Here is a 19,351-nt window from a genome sequence, read left to right as displayed (position 1 = left end):
CACCTCATCCCTTGGAGTTATCATTCACGAGACTGATAAAGGATTGCAGCTTCCCGCTTGCCGTAAGCGGAATCTGTTCCTTTCTTTCAATGGTCAGGCTTACTTCTGTCTTTAAGCTTTGCTGCAGGAACTTCTCCAGCCTTGTTCTCAAGTGCTGTTCTTCGGATAGACTCCCTGCAATGAGCAGCCGAAACTCGGTATACGATTCTTGAACGACTTGAAATTGCTTGATTTGCTCATTTTGCGCCAGCTCATAAAAGAACTTGTCCAAATATCGAAAAATAGAAGAATGGATTTCGCGTCCTGGCAGCTTAATCTGTGCATTCCTTATTGGAAAAAGCTCAATAATTCGTGCACCGTGTTCATTTCGCCTAATGCGTCCAATATCTCCCGTCCGGTATCTCACGTAAGGGATGCTTCTCATGAGAAATGAAGTAACGACAACTTCCCCGTAAGTTCCATCCTGTACAGACAGGTTCGTTCCCGGCTCCAGCACTTCCACATAGACGGAATCTTCATCGATCTCCAGCTGTCCCAGCTGATTGGAGAATGCGATGCACCATATTTCCTCCAAGCCGTAATAATCGACCAGCGGTACACGGAAAACCTGCTCGATTGCATGCTTTTGAGAAGCATGCACAGGCTCCCCCCAGTTTTGAACAAATAACAATGAACTCGGGAGTGCCATATTTTTATGAGAGATATGCTGGGCTAACGATACCAGCGCCGACGCCCTGCCTTGGATCATATGATAGTCCTGTCGCTGAATCTGGTTCGCGTAGTAGTCCAAATGATGCGTTTCAGACAGACTGCGATTGCTAAGCAATAACATATGATGCTTTGGAGGCAGCCCCCATTTTTTCCGATGACGGTATAGTGCCATTGCCAAGCGCCATCGTTCCTCTGCCGTTTTTACACATCGAAAAGGAATCCCTGTCGTCCCTGAAGTGAAAGATTCATAGACTTTCCCCTGATGGGAGAGCTCGAACAGCTCTCTCTTTTCATTGATTAATGCCTTATCCGTCACGGGCAGGTCGGACCATTGCCGAACATCTTGGAGTGCCCGGTAGTATGGATATTCAGTTAACGACTCCATAAACTGGTGAAGCCTGCGTTCCATATCGACGGGCGGTTTCATGCTGCAATCTTCCCTGCTACGAAGCGTATAACGGATTGAACGGACCTGAATTTCTCGGGGTGCAAATCATCTACGTCCATCTGGAAGCCGAACCGTTCCTCCAAGGCGAAAAGAAGTTCGAGGAATAGAATCGAGTCGACGTCAAGATCGTTCGCCAAGGAATGATCAAGTCGAATCTCAGAAACGTCCTTGTTACAGCATTGTGCAATGGTACTGATAACAGCTTCATCAACGTGCCCATGACTATTACTTTGCATTTCCCCACTCCTTTGCCATGCTTCTTAGCGCGGCCCTGTTTAATTTGCCTACCGCCGTTTTGGGTAGCCCGTCCCTTTCTACGAGGAAATAGGCTCTCGGTCTAAAAAGAGGCTGCAAATGCTGCTTGATATAGCGGATCAACTCATCTAAAGATGAAGACGGGTCCTGAAAAGCAATAAATGCAACCATCTTCTCTCCCCATACATCATCTGGAACTCCCGTCACCGCAGCCTCATGTACTCCGGCAAAATCCTGCAAAATCCGCTCTGTCGTTTCCGGATAGATGGTATGTCCCCCGATATTGATCGCGTTGTCTTTCCGGCCTGTGACATACAGATAACCATCCCCGTCGAGATAACCAATATCAGACGTATGCAGGCCCAGTTCATTCAGTTTCTCGGCGGTGCTTTCCGGTTTATTGTAGTAGCCAAGCATCACGTTGGGGCCCCGAACGACGATCTCCCCTGATTCTCCGGCCAGAACCTCTCGTCCCCCTTGGACGATACAAATGTCCACATCCTTCACCGGTATTCCAACGGAATCCGGCCGATGTCTCAGCTCTGATCCAGGCAAATAAGAGACTCTGGGCGAAGCTTCCGTCAGTCCGTACGAAGGCATAAGCTCCACGGATGGCATTCTATCACTTAATTGAAGCAGCCCTTCACTCGGCATAGGCCCTCCCACTATGGTCATCTTTCGAAGAGAGGCAACATCTTCCTGATCCCATTTATCCGATTTGACCAAAGGCATCAGGACAGAAGGAACGGTACACATAAAGGTCGTTTCGTGTTCCTTGATAAATCGAATCATCTCGAAAGGATGCATGAATGATTCCGTTAACTGAAGATTGCATCCGGCAAACAGTGCACTAAGCCACTCTCCGGTAATGGAAGAACAATAACCAAGCGACTTGAACAGCAGCACCCGGTCATCGTTCTGCAGGTCAACATAGCTCTGGATGGATGCTACGTTGGACAGTATATTCCGATCACTTAACATGATCCCTTTCGGAGTGCCGGTTGATCCGGAAGACATAAAGATGACGGCCGTTTCTTGCGGCGGTGTATACGTTCTCTTTAATCCGAAAGATATGACATCGCTTAGCGGAGTTCTCAGCAGCTTACCGCTCTCACACGCGATGACATACGCATGGTCTATATCGATCTGGATTGCAGACTGACTGACTGGAAGATACTTGTCCTTCGGCAGAATGACCATCTCGGCCTCTGTTTCCTTTGCAATACGCACAATATCCGTAAATGATGAAAAAGGATGCATTGGTACTGGAATTCCGCCAGCCAGCACTACCGCCATCATCGTTCGCATGCACTCAATCGATTGCTCCATCCATAGTACAGCGATAAATCGATCCCTTAACTTCAACTTGTCCCACAAAGCGGATAATTCCTTCGCAGATTCGATGAGCTCTGCATAAGAAACGTAGCGGGTGTTTCCCCGCCTCGTCTCAAATACACCGCGATCAGTACGAGGATATTGACGAAAAAAGTAACTCAGCTCATTCATGCTCTGCACCTGCTGCAACCGGAACGGCCTCAAGCTGTTCATCTGTATTCTCCTGTTTATCCATATCCGCAATCAATGCTTTATACAGCTTACTTCGCCCAAGCAGTTCCGTATGTGTGCCTTGATCTACAATCTTGCCCTGTTCCATCACAAAAATGGTGTCGGCATGCATAATCGTATTCAGACGATGCGTCGAGATCAGCGTCGTCTTGTTTCGCATGAGCTCCTTCAGTGCCGTCATGACTTCATTCTCTGTCAACCGATCTAATGCAGATGTTGGCTCATCCAATATGAGAATATCCGGTTTCTTCAAAAATGCTCTGGCAATCGCAACCCGCTGGCGCTGTCCTCCTGACAGTTGAAAACCTTTATTATCAATGACCGTATGAATTCCATCCGGAAGCTGCTCCAGCAGCTCTTGTAAATTCGCCTTATAGGCCGCCTCAACAATTTCCTCATCGGATGCCTGCAAATTGCCCAGTCTAATATTGTCGGCAATGGTTCCCTTAAAAATATAAGACTCTTGAAAAACAATGCCTATTTTGGCATTCAGCTCATGCCTGTTCATTTCGTGCAGCGAGCGGGCGTCAATCTTCACATCCCCGGAAGTGGTCCCCATAAAGCCGGCAAGGGTTCTGAACAAAGTCGTTTTACCTGAACCGCTCCGCCCGACAAAGGCAGCCGTTTGATTTCGTTCCACAGTCAAGTCCACGTCCTTCAAAATGTGGACACCATCGTATGAAACCTGCAAACATTCGACATCTACGGCAACCTGTGGTTCTTCGTTCACAGACGCAGCAGAATCAAACTCCTGAACATGAATTTGGTTGTCTTCGTCTTCGCTAAGGGCTTCCCCATTACGGGCAGCCAATTCTTCAGGCGGCGTCTGCAGAAAGGATTCAATTCTTTGCAGGGCAACCTCCGACCCTTGAAGCTCAGCGTAAAAATTATTAATGGCTTGCACCGGATTGAGGGCATTTTGCAAATAGGTGACGGATGCAACCAACATACCGATCGTCAGCGCTTCCCCAAGGACTTGATGGCTTCCTACCCCGTAGACAACTACGATGACCAAGCTGATGAAAAGGCTGCTGGACTGAAAGGACAGTACTCGAAACAAGGTTTCTTTTGTGCTTGAGCTCACAAGCCCTTTATACATTTTTTGATTACGTTCGTGTTCCCAACCTTCCAGTCCGTACACACGAATCTCTCGTGAACCGTCAATGCATTCCAGCAAATTTGTCCCAATCTCTTCATTGTGAGTACGCACATGGCTGATATGGTGAGCCAGCGGTTTTTTTACGAGGCGCGGCAGCCAAAACAATATCGGCAGGCCGGCTGCTGCAAGCAAGCCTAGCTTCCAGTCCATCGTAAACAACACCCCGAAGGCCAGCAGCATCATAAACAACTGGGAAATAAGCTCGACGATAACGTGGTTGAGATAATTGCCCATCGTCCCCGTATCATATCCGAGCAGTGCCATGAATTTACCGGCACCGCTCTTTTCGATTTCGGGAATCGGGATTTTGCGAATATGCCGAAGCAGCACATCCCGAATATCCAAGGTGTGCATGATTCCGAGATACCTGAAAATCCCAGAACGAATCAATGAAAAGATTACGGCGATGAGCGCCAATCCTCCGGAGAGGGAGAGAAGCACCGTAATCATTTCCGTCTTTTTTTCGATTAACACATGATCAATTAAATAAGCAAAAATGAGAGGCTGACACATCATTGCGGCAAGCTGTATAAAAGTAGAGAGATACGCTAGCAGGGTCAGTTTCCAGCGAATATTTACATGTGGCACTAATCGCAAAAACAATTTAATACTGTGCATAAATCGGAGCCTCCCCTGCAAAATGGCCAATAATCGGCTTTACTTTATTCATCCATCCGGATAACGGCTCATCCTGTGGGACGGATAATACAGTGTACGGCGTTTCGTTCAGCCATCCGAACCTTTGTAGATGTTCCAGCAAGTATATGTCTTGCATCTCTTCTATTGCAGTATTTGCAATACGGACGACGTGTTTTTGTTCTATTCCACTGAAAGAGTGGCCTTTTGCCTGAATCGCAAAATCAACAATTCGGGGCATAATCAATTGATAATCGTATGCCTTTACCCTTGACAGAGCGCCTTGAGAAAGCCTGCGATGTAAATCGTTGTCCGTCAAAACCCCCACACACTGCTCGATAGCATGTTCTTCATCGATAACGGGCATATGAGATGTCCAGCTGCAATCGACAAACAGGCCGTCCTCTCCTTCAGCGACCAGCTCCTGAAATCCATTCCAGCGTGTGCACACTACAGGCAGACCAGAAGCTTTTGCCTCCAGCAAATTAAACCCGAACGTTTCCCCTGGATCGGTTGATAAATTGACCAGCAATCTCGACTCAGCAAACAATTTTTGCTTCTCTTCTCCCAGAACAGCTCCGGTAAACTCCACAGCATCGTGCAGACCGTAACGATTCATGTATTCCTCTATACAGCCTCTGTACTTCTCAATCTGCTGCTTTGTTCCGGTATATTCCCCTGCAATGACCAGTCTCGCGTCCGGAACCTGTCCGCGAATTCTTGAGAAGCAGTTCAGCAGGAAATCAACATTCTTCACGTCTTCGATTCGGCCGATGGCCAGCATGATCCGGTCCTTGCCCCCTGTATTCGGGATTGCGTCCCTTAAGTCAATACATAGCGGCGCGTGCACGGAAAGTTCAAATCGCGGTGATATTCTCATCAACGCTTCTTTACAGGAAGCCGTACTATGCAGCACTACATCCTTTTCCGTTATAAACGGAGCCAGCGCAAGCCATTGCTTCAGCCAAAACGGCGTAGCCACCGAATGGGCGATAAACAGCATGGAGAGATCAATGCCCTTGGCGTTTCTTGCCATCATCACATAGGGTATGACGAAGGGAAGATTCAGATAGAATGTCTGAATCTCATATTTAAAGCATAAGGACTGCAGCCCTTCCCCGAGCTCCATTACATTATCAGGGAAGCGCCTCTTCCACCCATCGATCGAACCACCAAACAATTTCATAAAGGATAAAGGAGGGATCTTCACCAATTCCGCATATTCCCCAAGATAACGAGTCCACTGGTCATCGATTGCCCGCTCATTCACCTTTGGCGAATGACCGCCGATATATCCAATCCGCATCTTCTTCAAGTCGACTGCGCCCTCCTCCATCCCTGGTATAAGTGCCATAGCTTTTCTTTGAGCTGACGCTCCTGAATTTCCAGCTGTTCCGCCTTCTCAAGCAGTTTATCCAAAGATGTCACACCCATCGATGCCCGGATCGCTAAGTATCCGAATGCATTCCAACCCTTCACCAGCTTCTCCACTTCATCAAAGCCCTGCCGATCACTATGAATCGCCTCGGATTCGCTAAAATAATCAAATGCCAGCACGTAGCACCACTTCCGCTTGGAAATAATCCCTACTTGTGAGAAGGCTTTGGTAATAACTGCTTTGCTATCCTCATAGGGCTCATCCATGAACCGCCGAACCAGTTTCTTGGTTTCATGAGCCAGCTGATTGCGTTCTAAAGCGAACTCTTGTTCAAATTGCGCACAAACCGCATTCTTCAAAGGCGAAAGAAGATTCTCTGTATCCAGAAAAAAACCTCCACCCAAAGCATTATTAAAAAATGCGCAGTACATCTCTTCTTCTGTCAGGATGCCTTCCCAAGCAAAGTATGGATCAAGAAGAAACCACTTTCCGTCCTGTTGTTGAAGAATAATCACAAAATGCGGCTGATGAATATTTCTGAAGCTCCGTGTTTCATACCGCAAATAATATAAGTCCAGTTGAACAAGCAGATGCTTTCCGGGTGTAACCGATTCCGCCAGATTTCGCAGCCGCTCGTAATTGGCTTCCTTACTTAATTGATAGTCATACCATGTTTCTAGTTTCTTTTCATAGAGCAATTCAAACATTGAAACATAGGTTTCGTTCGTGATCTGAGTAGAGAAATACGTTAAGCGGTCCTCTTCTACGGCAAAAGGAGTGTCCCATGCGCCAAAAAAGAGGGGCCGGGCATCTGCCTTTGGAGAAATACAATGCGCTAAGGAATTCAGCAGGCAATGAATCTGCTGCACGACGATTAATCTCCCAAGCCTAGTTTTTCTTGGATCTTATCAGTTATGATCTGAATCGTAGCAAAGTTCTCCGCCAGCAATTCGTCATCCTCATAAAAAATTTGATAATGCTGTTCAATATGCACCATCAAATTGACAAGCATGACGGAGTCCATACCAACCTCCGACAGCTGAGTGTCGATCGTCAATTCCTCTGATAAACCCGGACGCTCTAAAAGCTCGCAAATACGATCCTTCAAAAAACTCTGGATTTGTTGCTCGGTTTGTATCGTCTCCATCGTTATGATCCTCCTCGATCAAACTTGTACTTTGCCCAATACAGCTTGGATTTCTTGTGCGATCTGTCCAATCTGCTCTTCGGTTACCGATATATTCATTGGCAAGGAGATGATTTCTTCCGCGTACTTCTCCGCGTTCTGGAAAGTCCCCTCATCATATGGCAAATATGAAAAAGCTGCTGTTCTGTGAACCGGCTTCGGATAATGAACGGCTGTTAAAATCCCTTTCTTTTGCAGCTGTTTTCGAAGCTTGTCCCTTACTTCGCTTTCTACTCTGACAATATACAGATGGAACACATGACTTTCATCGTTTCTGTGCTTGGGCAGAACAATGCCCCCTATACCGTGCAGATGGTGCTCATACATCGAAGCAGCCTCTCGTCTTTTCGCAGACCAACTGTCCAAATAGGCAAGCTTTAATTCGAGAGCGATGGCCTGCATCGGATCCAAGCGGCTGTTGAACCCGGGAATCTCATGCTGATACCTGACCTCGCCACCGTGATTACGAAGCTTTTTGATCACCGAAGCAAGGGAATTGGACGAGGTTGTAATCCCACCACCGTCACCCAGAGCTCCCAGATTTTTGTCTGGGTAGTAGCTAAAGCAACCAGCTGTACCGATACTTCCGGCCATTTGACCGTTCATCCTGGCGCCCGCCGCTTGTGCACTGTCCTCAACGATGGCGATATTCCGCTTCTCAGCCCATACGGTCAATTCGGACAAGTCCACCATTTGACCGTATAGATGTACGGGAATGATCGCTTTCGTCCGTGTCGTAACCGCCGCTTTTGCCTGCTCTACATTCAATAGATAAGTATCGGGCTCGCAATCGACAAGCACCGGCATAGCACCTGTATGGTGAATGGCTTCTACGGTAGCGATAAACGTATTGGCTGCTGTAATTACCTCGTCCCCCGGGCCGATCCCAAGCCCCTTCAAGGTTAAATATAAGGCATCTGTTCCGTTGCCTACGCCAATGGCTTGGCCGGTTCCGATATACTGCGCAAATTTGGATTCAAAGGACGTCACAGAAGTTCCTCCGACAAAAACACCCTTCCGCCCTAATTCCGCAACTCCCTCCAACCATTTATCCCTTATTATTTCAAATTCGACCTGAGGACTAGAGAATAAAACACCCATTGAGATACCCTCCTATTTTTGAACAGTCCACTTCCTGCTCATCATGATCTCATCGACCACGCGCATGCTTTCAACAGCTTCCCCTAAGGTTACGGCCAGGGGACTGCCGTGAATTATATGCTCTGCGAGCGAGTGATAGATCGCCAAAGCTGATGTCCTTGAAGCAGGTTCAAGGTGAAGCTTTTGATCCGGTTTCCCTTTCTCAAGGAGGATCGCTTCCTGCGGCGAGACCACGACGGCCGTCCGTTCATCGCCACCCACAACCCACATTGGGGCGGCGCTATGGGAAGCGAAGTTTACCTCCATGCTGAGAACGACACTGTTATCCAGCACCATATTGGCTCTAACATAGTCATCGACTTGATTTTGAGTCCAATCAAAGCAATGCATGAAAGAGTGAATTTCTTTGACCGCTCCCGCTTTTAGCTGAAGCAGCTGATCAATCAGATGAATACCCCAATCATATAGAGCCCCGCCACCGTACTGCTTCGTATTGCGCCAGCCTGGATGAAATGATTTCACTCCGAAGCTGCCACCTGATCCAAACATGTGATACCGCCGCTCTACAAATAACAGATTGCCTAACGATCCATCTTCGATAAGCTGGCGAACCAGCTTAAAATCAGGGTCAAATCTTCGATTGTGAAACACGGTTACAGACTTTCCAACACGCTCCGAGGTCAACTTAAGAGCTACCGCGTCACTATACTCAACAGTTACCGGCTTCTCGATAATGACGTGTTTGCCGAACAGGAGCGCTTGATTTGCGATCTCATAATGAGAATTCGGCGGGGTGGAGACAAGAACGACATCCACGTCCGTTTCGAGCAAGGTCTCAAGCTTGTCCGTCGTACGAAACCCTCGTTTTGCAGCCAAATCCCGTCTCTGTTCCGTAATGTCATACACGACAGACACTTCAATTTCCGGGATTTGCTTGATCAGCGGCAAATGAACCAGTTCAACAATTCTCCCAAAGCCCGCAATTCCAAGCTTAATGTTCATCGCCGGCCTCCTATGCGGTTTGCGCAGCTTGCAGTTGTTCAATAAACGTAATCAGTGATCCGAGCGTCCCGAATACGGCTGGATCCACATCTTCCTCGGGGACCTCAACATGAAATTCCTCTTCCATATAGACCACTAACTGGAGGACCATGATGGAATCAATCCCCAAATCCTCATAGATTCGATCCGATTCATGTATCTCATCCGGTAACGTATGCTCCAAATTTTCCACGATCATCGTTTTCAACGTTTCCAAAACTTCCATTCTGTTCATTATGATCCTCTCCTATCATTAATAGTTTTCGGACAACAGCTTTCTGCTAACTTTTCCGGCAGCGGTTTTAGGTATTTCATTTACCACAACTATTGTGCTTGGAACTTTGTGGCTTGGCAGTCGCTCCATACACCGCTGCTTCAACATTTCCGGGGAAAGACTAGACGATGCTGTGACCATCGCTTTCACCGCTTCACCCCAAACCTTATGGCGCGTCTTATACACCACGGCTTCCTCCACCCCATCTACGCTGAACAGAACCTGTTCTACCTCGTACGGTATGACTTTCAAGCCTGTGACATTAATCAGATCATCCATTCGTCCTGCCAAATGCAATCTTCCCTCGGCATTCTTCCAGCCCGCATCGTGGGTATGCACGGTATACTCGTCCATCGTAACGACAATTTCCCCCGGCTCCTTCTCGCTGCCTTCCGCCTCCACCTTAAGATGCCTCAGCGGTGTTCCCACATCCGCATGCGATGAGGGATCTGAACCGATCGCAATGCATCCTAGCTCCGAGCAACCGTACTGCTGATAAACATGCTGCGTGCAGCTTTTCATTTTTTCAAAAAGAGCCCCTGTTAACGGTGCCCCTGAGCTTACTACCTTGTGGAATGAAATGCTGTTTTTCGTGATGGATTGCAGAATGTGGAATAAGTACGGAACCGCATATACAATCGAAGTCGGTGTGGTCTGAATCAGATGAGCCGCGAACTTTGGATTCTTATCCGTTACCACTATCGGAACCGCTCCTCGCTCGAGGGCCGAAAGAACGCCTGTAATTAACCCGAAGGAATGAGATACCGGAACGAGTACGATTGGCTGTTCCGCTGAATCGGATTGTAAAGCCTCATTATAATTCGCGATCTCCCTCTCCACATGGCTCCAAGCTCTTCTGATCATCTTGGGCTTCCCTGTCGTGCCAGAACTAAATTGCAAGAGAGAAGGAATATCCATTTGAGCTCTGCCATTCAACATATATGGCCCCTCTTGAAGAGACCCGTGAAATAAAGCTTGGCAGCCAGCTTCTTGCGCTGATTGTGCTGCTTGTCCCCTCGGTGTGTCCCCATTCATGAGCAAAATAGAGCCGCCAGCATGAATGACCACCTTCACCAAAGCGATGATTTCGATCGGATCTCTTAATGCTGCTGCGATGATATGCCCTGTGATTTGGCTGCTGGAGAGCATCTGGGAAATGTGGCGCTGGACCTGTTCCACATCTCCTGAAGTGAAAAAGGCTTTATTAACGAACAGCATAACCTTCCCCTCCCTCTTTCAATTTAAAACCGAGCTTGATTTGTTCGATAAGCTGGGGAATGATCAACTTCTCCATACTCACCATCGCTTCCAATTGGTCAACCATCCCCTTTTTTAGATCGGGATTCTTCGAGAAGTTATATTTCATCGCCAAATTTCTATTAATTAAGCTCGTTCTCTCCAGTTCAGAAAAACGAGATTTTAAGTCTTCGCCACTCAGTAAATCAACTTTCGTTTGCATAAATTGTATTCTGGAACACATCTGCTTTTTATGAAGATAAATGACGTGAAATGGACGTATATCCAAGTATTCTTGACCATCACATACATGCCCCACGTACCTGATCAGATTACTGTAGCACTGCAGTCCGTAATTCCAATCCGGTTTGTTGTGAGCATACAGCGTCTGATCGGCATCGGAGGAGTCTTTAGCATGCAAGTAATCTTCCAATTGAGAAACTACCAGCTGCGGGTGAAAAGGAATTGGCTCTGCCAACTCTTTTTTCGACAGAACCAACATCATTCCGTCATAATTGTTGTAATTTAATTCTAATTCAGCTGAAAGGTTAGTATAGGCTGTTTGCATGTCCTCAAACGAGCATGCAAGTCTTTTATATTTTCCACTTGCGAAATTATCAGAGATATAAAACTCCTTATTCTCCAAATGATAGCCATATACAAACAATTCATGAGGACGGTGTGATTTCTGATAATAGACGGAATTCGGGATATAAAACTGGTCTACAAGCAAAATCACATAACAGCCCGAATCGATGCAATCGATTAAAAAGGAAGTGATGTCGCTCCAACCCTTTTCCATGATTCTTTTATGAATGATTTGAGTATCCAGCCATGGACATGTTTTGATCAAATAAGGGGCGTAGAAGCTTAATGTGAAGCCGTCCTTTAAAGACTTATCATGGTACAACTGAATAAAATGACTGTGGAGCCATTCTGTGACCCGGTCGTCTCCCTGAATAATAGAAAGCACATTAGCCGTGTTGTTGTACGCATCAATTAAGGGGTAAGTAACAGGAAGTGCTTTCTCCATGACATCACACTCCAAATAGTTTATGGACTGTTTTTCTATAATCGTTTGGAGATACATTAAAGTAATTTCTCAAAGGTTGTCGTGAATGCAGAGGAATCCTGATTCCCTGGAAAACATTCGGTGTGAACGATGTGGAGTTGTTGAAAAAGCTGAGCTTTTTCATGCAGAGGTAGGGGAATCGCTATGATGGGCAGCCCATGAAGCAGAAAGTCTATCTCTAGTTGATACTAAGATTTGCTTTCTGCCGAGCCGTTACCCGTATGCCTCAGCATATCGTAAAACATCTTATATTTTTTGTCAATTATTCCCGTAAACTGTATGCAATGGCATTGTTATAGAGCAGGGAGTTCATCAAATTTCTTCCCCCGTTATCGTCATTGAACCATGGGAGGCGTTTTTATACTAAATTTGCGCGCGCGACATTACCCTTTCTCAGAACCTAACATAACGCCCTGGGCAAAATATTTCTGAGCGAACGGATAGATGAGCAGTACAGGAATCATCGATAATACAATCGTGGCATTTTTCATGGCCTGAGGCGCCAGCGCGGCTCTATCCACCAAAGCTGAATCGGACTCCGAGTTAAAGATCAGCATATCTCGCAGGATGATCTGCAAAGGAAACATATCTTTGTCATTCAGATAGATGAGCGGCAGAAAGAAGCTGTTCCAGTGTCCCATAAAATAAAATAATCCGATGGATGCCAGTGCAGGCTTGGAAAGCGGAATAACGATACTGAACAAAATACGGTATTCCGAAGCACCGTCGATCTTCGCCGCCTCTCTGATCTGAGAAGACATATTCTCATAGAAACTCTTCAGAATTATTAATTCAAAAGTCCATATTGCGTTCGGCAGAACTAATGCCCATACCGTATCGATCAATCCCAATTTCTGTACAATCATGTAAGTCGGGATAATTCCTGCATTCAGGAACATCGTCAGTATGATTCCAAGCATCCAAAATTTACGCCCGAAAAAATCCCTTTGTGCGAGAGGATAAGCTGCAACCGCTGTAAACAGCAAATTGATAAAGGTTCCCAAAGCGGTATAATAAATCGTGTTTAAATAAGCCCTGGGAATTTTACTGTCCTTCAGCACTTGTACATAGGCATCGAAATTGAAGCCCTTGGGCCACAAAAACACTTTCCCCTGCAGTACGGAAACGGTATCGCTGAATGAAATCACGGTGATATACCAAACCGGATATAGCGTGGCAATGGCAACCCCGATCAAAATGATGGTATTCAGTATGCTAAATATCGATAGTTTGCGTTGTCCTACCATAAACCGCTGCCTCCCATCCTCTTACTTAACTGATTCGCTCCCAGAAGCATGACCAGTGCCACTACAGATTCAAACATTCCTACGGCCGCAGCATAGCTGTAACTTGATTCCAGCAACCCTTTCCGATAAACATAGGTGGAGAATACATCCGCCACATCGTAGGTCAATGGATTATAGAGCAGCAATACCTTCTCATAGCCGATACGGAACATGTTGCCTGTGTTCAAAATAAACATGACAATCACTGTAGGCATCAGTCCTGGAACGGTAATGTTTCTCATCATATGCCATCGGTTCGCGCCATCCACTTTGGCCGCTTCATACAGGGTCGGATTAATACCGGCAATAGCTGCCAAATAAATAATGGCCTGATACCCCATTGTCGCCCATATTTCAGAAATGACATAAATTGGCCTGAACCAGTTCGGATCTACGAGGAAGTACTTTTTCTCAAAGCCTAAAAAGGAAATAAATTGATTGATCAGTCCATTGGTAGGGGACAAAAAGTCAATGATCATACTAGAGATGATTACGACTGATAAAAATGCAGGTAAATAACTAAAGGTCTGTATTGATTTTTTAAACCATTTCACCCGGACTTCATTAAGCAGTACCGCCAGAATAATCGGAAATGGAAAGCCGAATATCAGTGTAAAAAAACCGAGCAGGAACGTATTTCTGAACAGCATCCAAAAGTCTTGATTGCTAAAAAACTTCTGAAAATGTTCCAGTCCTACCCATTCACTCCCCATTACCCCCTGAAACACACTATAGTCCTTGAAGGCAATTACCAGTCCATATAGAGGTCCGTAACGGAATATAACATAGAACAAAACACATGGAATAAAGAGTAAGAGCAGCTGTCGATCCCGCCGGATGTGCTTAAGCGTAGCGGCGAAACGGGAATCGAGCGGTTTCTTTGTGCGTAGTTTGCCAGTCTCGACACTTGGTTGTTGCACGTTCTTTCCCTCCTATTTAATGATAGGCACCCAGAAAGTAAATCTCTGGGCGCCTAGCACCGTTACAATTTGTTTCTAATTATTCAGCGTCATATCTTTGTTGCGCTGCGTTGAAGATTTCAAGCATTTTATCAACGCCCGCTTTGGCAGCCTGGGCCTTCCAATCTTCCCACTGCTTGTCGCCATAACTCTTATCTAATACATATTTGGAGTTGAACTCTTCTGCCGCTTTTTGCAGAGAGGTTTGCAGTTCAGACAAAGCCTTAATCTCTTCATCCGTAAAGTTCAGAATTGGATCCCGCGCTTCCCTGCGGTCCTCGCTCATGATCATGTCCTGAGCTTCTTGCTCTCTTTCGGAATATTTGAAATAAACGCTCTTGCGGTTCGGTCTCAAATAAGCGCCTTCCTGCCACATTCCGTAACGATCTTCCAGAATGCTGATGTCTACGATCGGCAGATCCTTCAATTCAGGATATACCGGATATCCGTCTTCACCCCATTCGAAGTTTACGCCTTCTACGCCGAGTGTCATCAAATCTGCTCCGGATGGACTCGTCAAGTAATCGAGCAGTTTCAGGGCCACTTCTTTGTTCTTATTGTTCGCAACAGCAAGGCTGAAGTCACTGACTTCCGGCAAAGATTTTGCGTTCCCTGTAGGACCGATCGGAAGCGCATATCTTAAATCATACTCCGGCATCGTTTCCTTCACTTGATTCGGGAACAATTCCAGTCTGCCGATCCAATCCCATGTAACGAACGCTTTATCCGTTGTCATCTTCGTTGTCCAAGACTCCTGTGTATCTGTCAAGAATTCAGGATCAAGCAGTTTTTCCGTATAAAGCTTCTTCATGAAATCAAGCATCTCTTTATGCGCATCCTGTACAGCGGCAAATTTCCAGGTTCCATCGTTTTCATCATAGTAAGTCGGATAGCTATCCCCGCTAATTCCCCATCCGTATGCCCAGTCTCTGAAAATATACTCCGTGTTTTTGGAAGCGTATGGATAGCTGTCTGGATAGAGTTCTTTTAGCTTTTTCAATGCTTCATAGAATTCTTCCGTATTCGTCCAAGGTTTAATGCCATGCTTATCGAAGATATCTTTACGATACATAAATCCATGATTAACGTCGCGATTCAACTGGTAGATCGGCCATGTGTACAGATTGCCTTCCTGATCCCCATAGGACTTAAGCACCCAAGGGTTCTCTTCCAAATAAAGCTTGGAGAAGTTCGGCAGCATATCCGCATAATCAGTAATAGCTACGACCCCTTTCTGCTTGCCGATATCTTTCAACTCGGCAGACTTCAATCCGTTAAAGATATCCGGGAGCTTGCCCGAAGCGACCGTCGCTCTCAGCTTATCTTCATAAGTTTGAGGAGAGTAGGTCTGAAATTTCACTTTAATTCCTGTACGCTTTTCAATTTCCTTCACAACCAGCATTTCATCTGTAATTGTCGCGTTCCCGGAATGCATCCAGGTTAATGTAACCGGCTCATCAACGATCGGAAGCTTCAGACCGCCTGTATCGCCATAATCAGCCGATGCCACTTCGGTAGATGTGCCATTGTTTCCGCCCGTGTTGGTGTCACCATCATTAGTGCCGCCATTCGAGGCTCCATTATTTTTACCGCCCCCTCCGCATGCAGCAAGTACAGAGAAGACCATCGTGAATATAACGACCAAGCTCAAGAGTTTCTTCGACATTTCTATTCCTCCCTCTAATTCTGAAAGTTAGTAGTACGAACATTCCATCCAATCATGATCAAATCCATTAGTTGCAAAGTAGTCTCTTTTCGTAAACAAAGGCACTTTCTTTCCCCGCAAAAATTCCCCTTTGACCTCTAATCTAATCCACGATCATCCCCTTGTATGCCTCCCATTATCATTCCTTTTCTTGTGACTGATCTTGATTTCCCCAAAGTATAAGTACGGCTTTAGGCGCTGTAAATAAAGCGTTTTCAACAATCTGTTCATTTTTGAATGAAATCATATGGAAGCAGGAAAAACCCTTTTGTATCAAGGGTTCATGGCCTGTAGAAAATGCTAAACTGATAGAAATTCATAAAAACTTAGAGGAATTTCATAAACAAAGAGCTGAGGACTTTATTCCATTTAATTACAGTTGCAAATTAGCATCGGACTCTAATGAATGCTCTATATAGTAAGAGACATGGACGAAAAAAAGGGACATCTGGCACTCACAAAGAGTCCCTGTCCCTGATGTATGAAGTCTTTCCTTTCAGCCTAGGAAATGCTCGTATATCGGTTAAGCATCGGATCCAAAATACCTCTTTCCCGTTCTGAAATCCATTCAAGCCATTGAATAATTCTGGCTAAATACTGCTGGTCCCTCGTTAGTTCACATTTTATAAATAAGTTTCTAATGCTTTCGGATGTTCTCAACAGCTCCTTATAGCCTTGGATCCAGTTAGGATCGATCTCTACCATTCCGGATCTGGACAGATGTTCTAATAAGCTGGTCATCCTTTTCTTATGCTCATAAAGTGTATGAAGAGGGCGGATATCCAATCGTATCATCTCAATGGCCGTCACCTCATAGAGCTGCTTCAACACCCTATAGGTGTCTAAACCGAATGTTTTAGGAATACTTTGCTGCAATGAATATTCCACCTTCATATGATGATCATTCGACGTATAATAATCTTCCAACGCTTGAAAAACGCGCTGAACGTTCAGTCCATATTTGATGTTGTCCTTGTAACTAAACATCATGACCTTCGGTTCATTCGTAGCGGCAGTATACCCTTCTACGAGTTGATTTATAGGTATTTCTTTACATGAATAAATCCTTTTAAAAAAATCTGCCGCATAGAACACTTGTCGATCTAAATCATAACCATATATCAACAAACCGTGCGGGAGATGATCAAGCTTGTAATTCACATGTTCATGAATATAGAAACGATCTACACAAATACCGATATATTGATGCTGATTAATATGGTCAATGATCCATTCCACGATGGATTCCGTTACAATTCCTTCAGATAAAATCTCGACTTCAACAAACGGATTATTATGGTAATAATCATTTAGGAATATGTATTCAATCCATGTCAAATTCACTCTATCGGTAATATTCTTGAAGGAACTGAGCTGAATATAGTTCTCATATATCCAGTTCATATAATCTTCATGGATCGGAATGACAGAATGAGGATGCGGATCATGGCAAATAACCGGCGGTTTCTTTGTGATATGAAGGATCTTCTGATTCATAAGCTACCTCCTCGGATTGATGATTCCTCTTCATCATACGGTCGGTTTTAATATTAAGACAAATCTTTAAATAGTCTTTAAAGGTACGGTGCTGCATCCACTTCGAGACTATCTCATGAACATGAATCCTGCCAGGCTAAGACAGCATTAAAAAAAGCCCCCTGATCTCAGGGAGCAAACGAAATGTTCAGCACGATATACCGAAGCACGAAGAAAGCGATGATAAAAGATGCTGATAGTCCGAGCAGCGTGCCGATGACGATTTTCTCAATACGGGAAAGCTTGGACCTGGCTCTATTCATTCCCTATCACCTCACCTTCCATTTATAAAAGTTGTCCCATGCCTATTCCAGAAAGACGAATCTAAAGATCTGCCTTGGTCTGCCCCGCGGCACCTTCTCGATTCCCGAAATCTCGACCAGACCATTGTCGGTCCACAGCTGGAGCAGCCGATGCGCGCTGCGGACGGTAATATCCAGCAGGTGAGCGAGCTCATGAACCTTGTACTCATATTTGCCGGAACGGGCACGCTGATTCAACAACTTGCTTAAGTAGGCACTGGTCATTCCCGCATCCTCAGCCCGCTTGATCAGCTCCGCATCCGTAAAGGAAAGGACCTCCTGCACAGGATCAGCCATTTCCAGCGGTCCGATCAACGTGCCGTCTTCCCGCACGATAAAACAGGCATTTCCGCCAACCTCCTTGGCTTTACGCATTGCAATACGGGCATTGGTTCCCGCCATACTGGCCGACTGGCCAAACCCCATGCCGATACTCAGCGATATCCCGTGGGTTTTGTTCAAATCCTTGGCGAGTGGTATCGTTTTATATCCGCCAGTTTCCCGCTCGAAGATCCCCCTGGTCGTGAAGAACAGATATTCATCGCCTCCCAGATGGGTCAGGAAGCCATCCAGCGATTCCACATAATCCAGCACCATCCGGTGAATATCCAGCTTCAGCTTCTGTACCTCATGCTCACTGTTTCGTCTGAGCGCCTGGGTACCAAAATCATCGATATTCATCATCCCAACCACAATTTGGGCTTCCCTGCTTCTGCGGGAGGCTGTAGACAACAGCGCCCGCTCCAGTGATACTACGATATCCTGGTCCGATGGCAGCAGCCATTCGTTAGGAATCCCCAGCCGTGTCAGCTCTTGGGACACAGATTCCACACCCGTAAATGCAACAGAGCTTGCCCCGGATTCATACTGTTGCCGATGAAAAGCAATCAGGCTTTCTTTAGGAGCATAGGCAGGTCCATCATAAACGGCAGCCTGCATTCCAGGGATGTCTAAATCCTTCAGAGTTCGGACTACCATCGTCTCCGTCAAGGTATCCACCGATATGCCTCCATCCAGCCTTCCCTGCAGTCCCGCATGAAATAGTGCTTTATATAAACCCGCGTCCGTTACAGGTACATGATGAACTGGGATTGCAACCTTGCCAAACTCCTTCACTTTGCGCTGTGACAATGGATCCGAGAGGAATAATACTTCAACTTCACTTCCGATCTGCTCAGCTAAGGCGGGTGCTTCCTCATCATCCTGATAAACCAACGGCAGCGCATCGAAGGAAGGAAAAGCTTCAATCACCTTCATGATCTTATCAACGATCGCCTTGGTTCCGATAATCCCGATACGTATTTGCTGGACAAGGGGCCGGCGCTGTTCTGCCATGATTCCCTCACTCCTATCATTTCCATTTTCCGTGAAGCCCTGAATGGCAGCCGGCACGGATACCTAAATCATACCTGCTATAGGAAATTTGGCAAGAGAATCCCCCGTACGTTGACTATCATGTCGAACATTGAGCATTGCAGAACGTTACAACGGCGATGTCGC

The 19,351-nt window shown here is 46.0% G+C and carries 18 protein-coding genes; all 18 read right to left on the bottom strand.

The window, feature by feature from the left end; all coding sequences use genetic code 11:
• Nucleotides 1-4 precede the first annotated feature (4 nt).
• The 18 genes from AM231_RS22715 to AM231_RS22635 all read right to left on the bottom strand — a co-directional run bounded on the left by AM231_RS22715 (nt 5) and on the right by AM231_RS22635 (nt 19,186).
• Nucleotides 5-1,138, bottom strand: a complete 1,134-nt coding sequence (locus tag AM231_RS22715; RefSeq protein WP_054404642.1) for a phenylacetate--CoA ligase family protein — start codon at nt 1,136-1,138, stop codon at nt 5-7.
• Nucleotides 1,135-1,395: an acyl carrier protein gene (locus AM231_RS22710; protein WP_054404641.1), complete on the bottom strand. Its 261-nt coding sequence runs from the start codon at nt 1,393-1,395 to the stop codon at nt 1,135-1,137. Before AM231_RS22710 ends, AM231_RS22715 begins: the two co-directional genes overlap by 4 nt.
• Nucleotides 1,385-2,962 (bottom strand): class I adenylate-forming enzyme family protein, encoded by a 1,578-nt coding sequence (locus AM231_RS22705; protein WP_054404640.1) that lies wholly within the window; start codon nt 2,960-2,962, stop codon nt 1,385-1,387. Before AM231_RS22705 ends, AM231_RS22710 begins: the two co-directional genes overlap by 11 nt.
• On the bottom strand, nt 2,913-4,757 hold the full coding sequence (locus AM231_RS22700; protein WP_054404639.1) for an ABC transporter ATP-binding protein: 1,845 nt from the start codon (nt 4,755-4,757) through the stop codon (nt 2,913-2,915). Before AM231_RS22700 ends, AM231_RS22705 begins: the two co-directional genes overlap by 50 nt.
• Nucleotides 4,744-6,129 (bottom strand): glycosyltransferase family 4 protein, encoded by a 1,386-nt coding sequence (locus tag AM231_RS22695; RefSeq protein ID WP_082341780.1) that lies wholly within the window; start codon nt 6,127-6,129, stop codon nt 4,744-4,746. The genes AM231_RS22700 and AM231_RS22695 overlap by 14 nt, the downstream gene beginning before the upstream one ends.
• Nucleotides 6,087-7,022: a DUF6005 family protein gene (locus AM231_RS22690; protein ID WP_054404637.1), complete on the bottom strand. Its 936-nt coding sequence runs from the start codon at nt 7,020-7,022 to the stop codon at nt 6,087-6,089. Before AM231_RS22690 ends, AM231_RS22695 begins: the two co-directional genes overlap by 43 nt.
• 5 nt (nt 7,023-7,027) lie before the next feature.
• Nucleotides 7,028-7,300 (bottom strand): acyl carrier protein, encoded by a 273-nt coding sequence (locus AM231_RS22685; protein WP_054404636.1) that lies wholly within the window; start codon nt 7,298-7,300, stop codon nt 7,028-7,030.
• A gap of 18 nt (nt 7,301-7,318) precedes the next feature.
• Nucleotides 7,319-8,440, bottom strand: coding sequence for a DegT/DnrJ/EryC1/StrS family aminotransferase (locus AM231_RS22680; RefSeq protein WP_054404635.1), 1,122 nt, complete (start codon nt 8,438-8,440; stop codon nt 7,319-7,321).
• A 12-nt stretch (nt 8,441-8,452) separates the two neighbouring features.
• Complete coding sequence (locus AM231_RS22675; RefSeq protein ID WP_054404634.1) at nt 8,453-9,442, bottom strand: Gfo/Idh/MocA family protein; 990 nt, start codon at nt 9,440-9,442, stop codon at nt 8,453-8,455.
• Between the two features lie 10 nt (nt 9,443-9,452).
• On the bottom strand, nt 9,453-9,716 hold the full coding sequence (locus tag AM231_RS22670) for a phosphopantetheine-binding protein (protein ID WP_053490241.1): 264 nt from the start codon (nt 9,714-9,716) through the stop codon (nt 9,453-9,455).
• Between the two features lie 18 nt (nt 9,717-9,734).
• A complete protein-coding gene (locus tag AM231_RS22665) occupies nt 9,735-10,973 on the bottom strand; it encodes an AMP-binding protein (protein ID WP_054404633.1) in 1,239 nt (412 codons plus the stop codon).
• A complete protein-coding gene (locus tag AM231_RS22660; RefSeq protein ID WP_054404632.1) occupies nt 10,960-12,024 on the bottom strand; it encodes a cysteine peptidase family C39 domain-containing protein in 1,065 nt (354 codons plus the stop codon). The genes AM231_RS22665 and AM231_RS22660 overlap by 14 nt, the downstream gene beginning before the upstream one ends.
• Before the next feature lie 422 nt (nt 12,025-12,446).
• Nucleotides 12,447-13,310 (bottom strand): carbohydrate ABC transporter permease, encoded by an 864-nt coding sequence (locus AM231_RS22655; RefSeq protein ID WP_053490244.1) that lies wholly within the window; start codon nt 13,308-13,310, stop codon nt 12,447-12,449.
• Nucleotides 13,304-14,269, bottom strand: a complete 966-nt coding sequence (locus tag AM231_RS22650) for an ABC transporter permease (RefSeq protein ID WP_054404631.1) — start codon at nt 14,267-14,269, stop codon at nt 13,304-13,306. The genes AM231_RS22655 and AM231_RS22650 overlap by 7 nt, the downstream gene beginning before the upstream one ends.
• A 79-nt stretch (nt 14,270-14,348) precedes the next feature.
• Nucleotides 14,349-15,974, bottom strand: a complete 1,626-nt coding sequence (locus AM231_RS22645; RefSeq protein ID WP_054404630.1) for an extracellular solute-binding protein — start codon at nt 15,972-15,974, stop codon at nt 14,349-14,351.
• A gap of 540 nt (nt 15,975-16,514) precedes the next feature.
• Complete coding sequence (locus AM231_RS22640; RefSeq protein ID WP_054404629.1) at nt 16,515-17,510, bottom strand: hypothetical protein; 996 nt, start codon at nt 17,508-17,510, stop codon at nt 16,515-16,517.
• 167 nt (nt 17,511-17,677) lie between these two features.
• Nucleotides 17,678-17,812, bottom strand: a complete 135-nt coding sequence (locus AM231_RS30275; protein ID WP_278044647.1) for a hypothetical protein — start codon at nt 17,810-17,812, stop codon at nt 17,678-17,680.
• Nucleotides 17,813-17,854: 42 nt separating this feature from the next.
• Nucleotides 17,855-19,186 (bottom strand): hypothetical protein, encoded by a 1,332-nt coding sequence (locus tag AM231_RS22635; RefSeq protein WP_054404628.1) that lies wholly within the window; start codon nt 19,184-19,186, stop codon nt 17,855-17,857.
• Nucleotides 19,187-19,351: the final 165 nt, after the last annotated feature.

It is taken from the genome of Paenibacillus solani (genome assembly GCF_001277345.1).
Taxonomy (GTDB): Bacteria; Bacillota; Bacilli; order Paenibacillales; family Paenibacillaceae; genus Paenibacillus_AQ; species Paenibacillus_AQ solani.
Note: the sequence above shows the minus strand (reverse complement) of the source record. Positions and strands in the feature narration are given on the sequence as shown.

Excerpts from the sequence above, each read along its gene's own strand:
- AM231_RS22660 (WP_054404632.1), bottom strand. The coding sequence starts at position 12,024 with ATGGAGAAAGCACTTCCTGTTACTTACCCCTTAATTGATGCGTACAAC.
- AM231_RS22700 (WP_054404639.1), bottom strand. The coding sequence starts at position 4,757 with ATGCACAGTATTAAATTGTTTTTGCGATTAGTGCCACATGTAAATATT.
- AM231_RS22655 (WP_053490244.1), bottom strand. The coding sequence starts at position 13,310 with ATGGTAGGACAACGCAAACTATCGATATTTAGCATACTGAATACCATC.
- AM231_RS22675 (WP_054404634.1), bottom strand. The coding sequence starts at position 9,442 with ATGAACATTAAGCTTGGAATTGCGGGCTTTGGGAGAATTGTTGAACTG.
- AM231_RS22670 (WP_053490241.1), bottom strand. The coding sequence starts at position 9,716 with ATGAACAGAATGGAAGTTTTGGAAACGTTGAAAACGATGATCGTGGAA.
- AM231_RS22640 (WP_054404629.1), bottom strand. The coding sequence starts at position 17,510 with ATGAATCAGAAGATCCTTCATATCACAAAGAAACCGCCGGTTATTTGC.
- AM231_RS22715 (WP_054404642.1), bottom strand. The coding sequence starts at position 1,138 with ATGAAACCGCCCGTCGATATGGAACGCAGGCTTCACCAGTTTATGGAG.
- AM231_RS22710 (WP_054404641.1), bottom strand. The coding sequence starts at position 1,395 with ATGCAAAGTAATAGTCATGGGCACGTTGATGAAGCTGTTATCAGTACC.
- AM231_RS22635 (WP_054404628.1), bottom strand. The coding sequence starts at position 19,186 with ATGGCAGAACAGCGCCGGCCCCTTGTCCAGCAAATACGTATCGGGATT.
- AM231_RS22705 (WP_054404640.1), bottom strand. The coding sequence starts at position 2,962 with ATGAACAGCTTGAGGCCGTTCCGGTTGCAGCAGGTGCAGAGCATGAAT.
- AM231_RS22665 (WP_054404633.1), bottom strand. The coding sequence starts at position 10,973 with ATGCTGTTCGTTAATAAAGCCTTTTTCACTTCAGGAGATGTGGAACAG.
- AM231_RS30275 (WP_278044647.1), bottom strand. The coding sequence starts at position 17,812 with ATGAATAGAGCCAGGTCCAAGCTTTCCCGTATTGAGAAAATCGTCATC.
- AM231_RS22680 (WP_054404635.1), bottom strand. The coding sequence starts at position 8,440 with ATGGGTGTTTTATTCTCTAGTCCTCAGGTCGAATTTGAAATAATAAGG.
- AM231_RS22685 (WP_054404636.1), bottom strand. The coding sequence starts at position 7,300 with ATGGAGACGATACAAACCGAGCAACAAATCCAGAGTTTTTTGAAGGAT.
- AM231_RS22645 (WP_054404630.1), bottom strand. The coding sequence starts at position 15,974 with ATGTCGAAGAAACTCTTGAGCTTGGTCGTTATATTCACGATGGTCTTC.
- AM231_RS22695 (WP_082341780.1), bottom strand. The coding sequence starts at position 6,129 with ATGGCACTTATACCAGGGATGGAGGAGGGCGCAGTCGACTTGAAGAAG.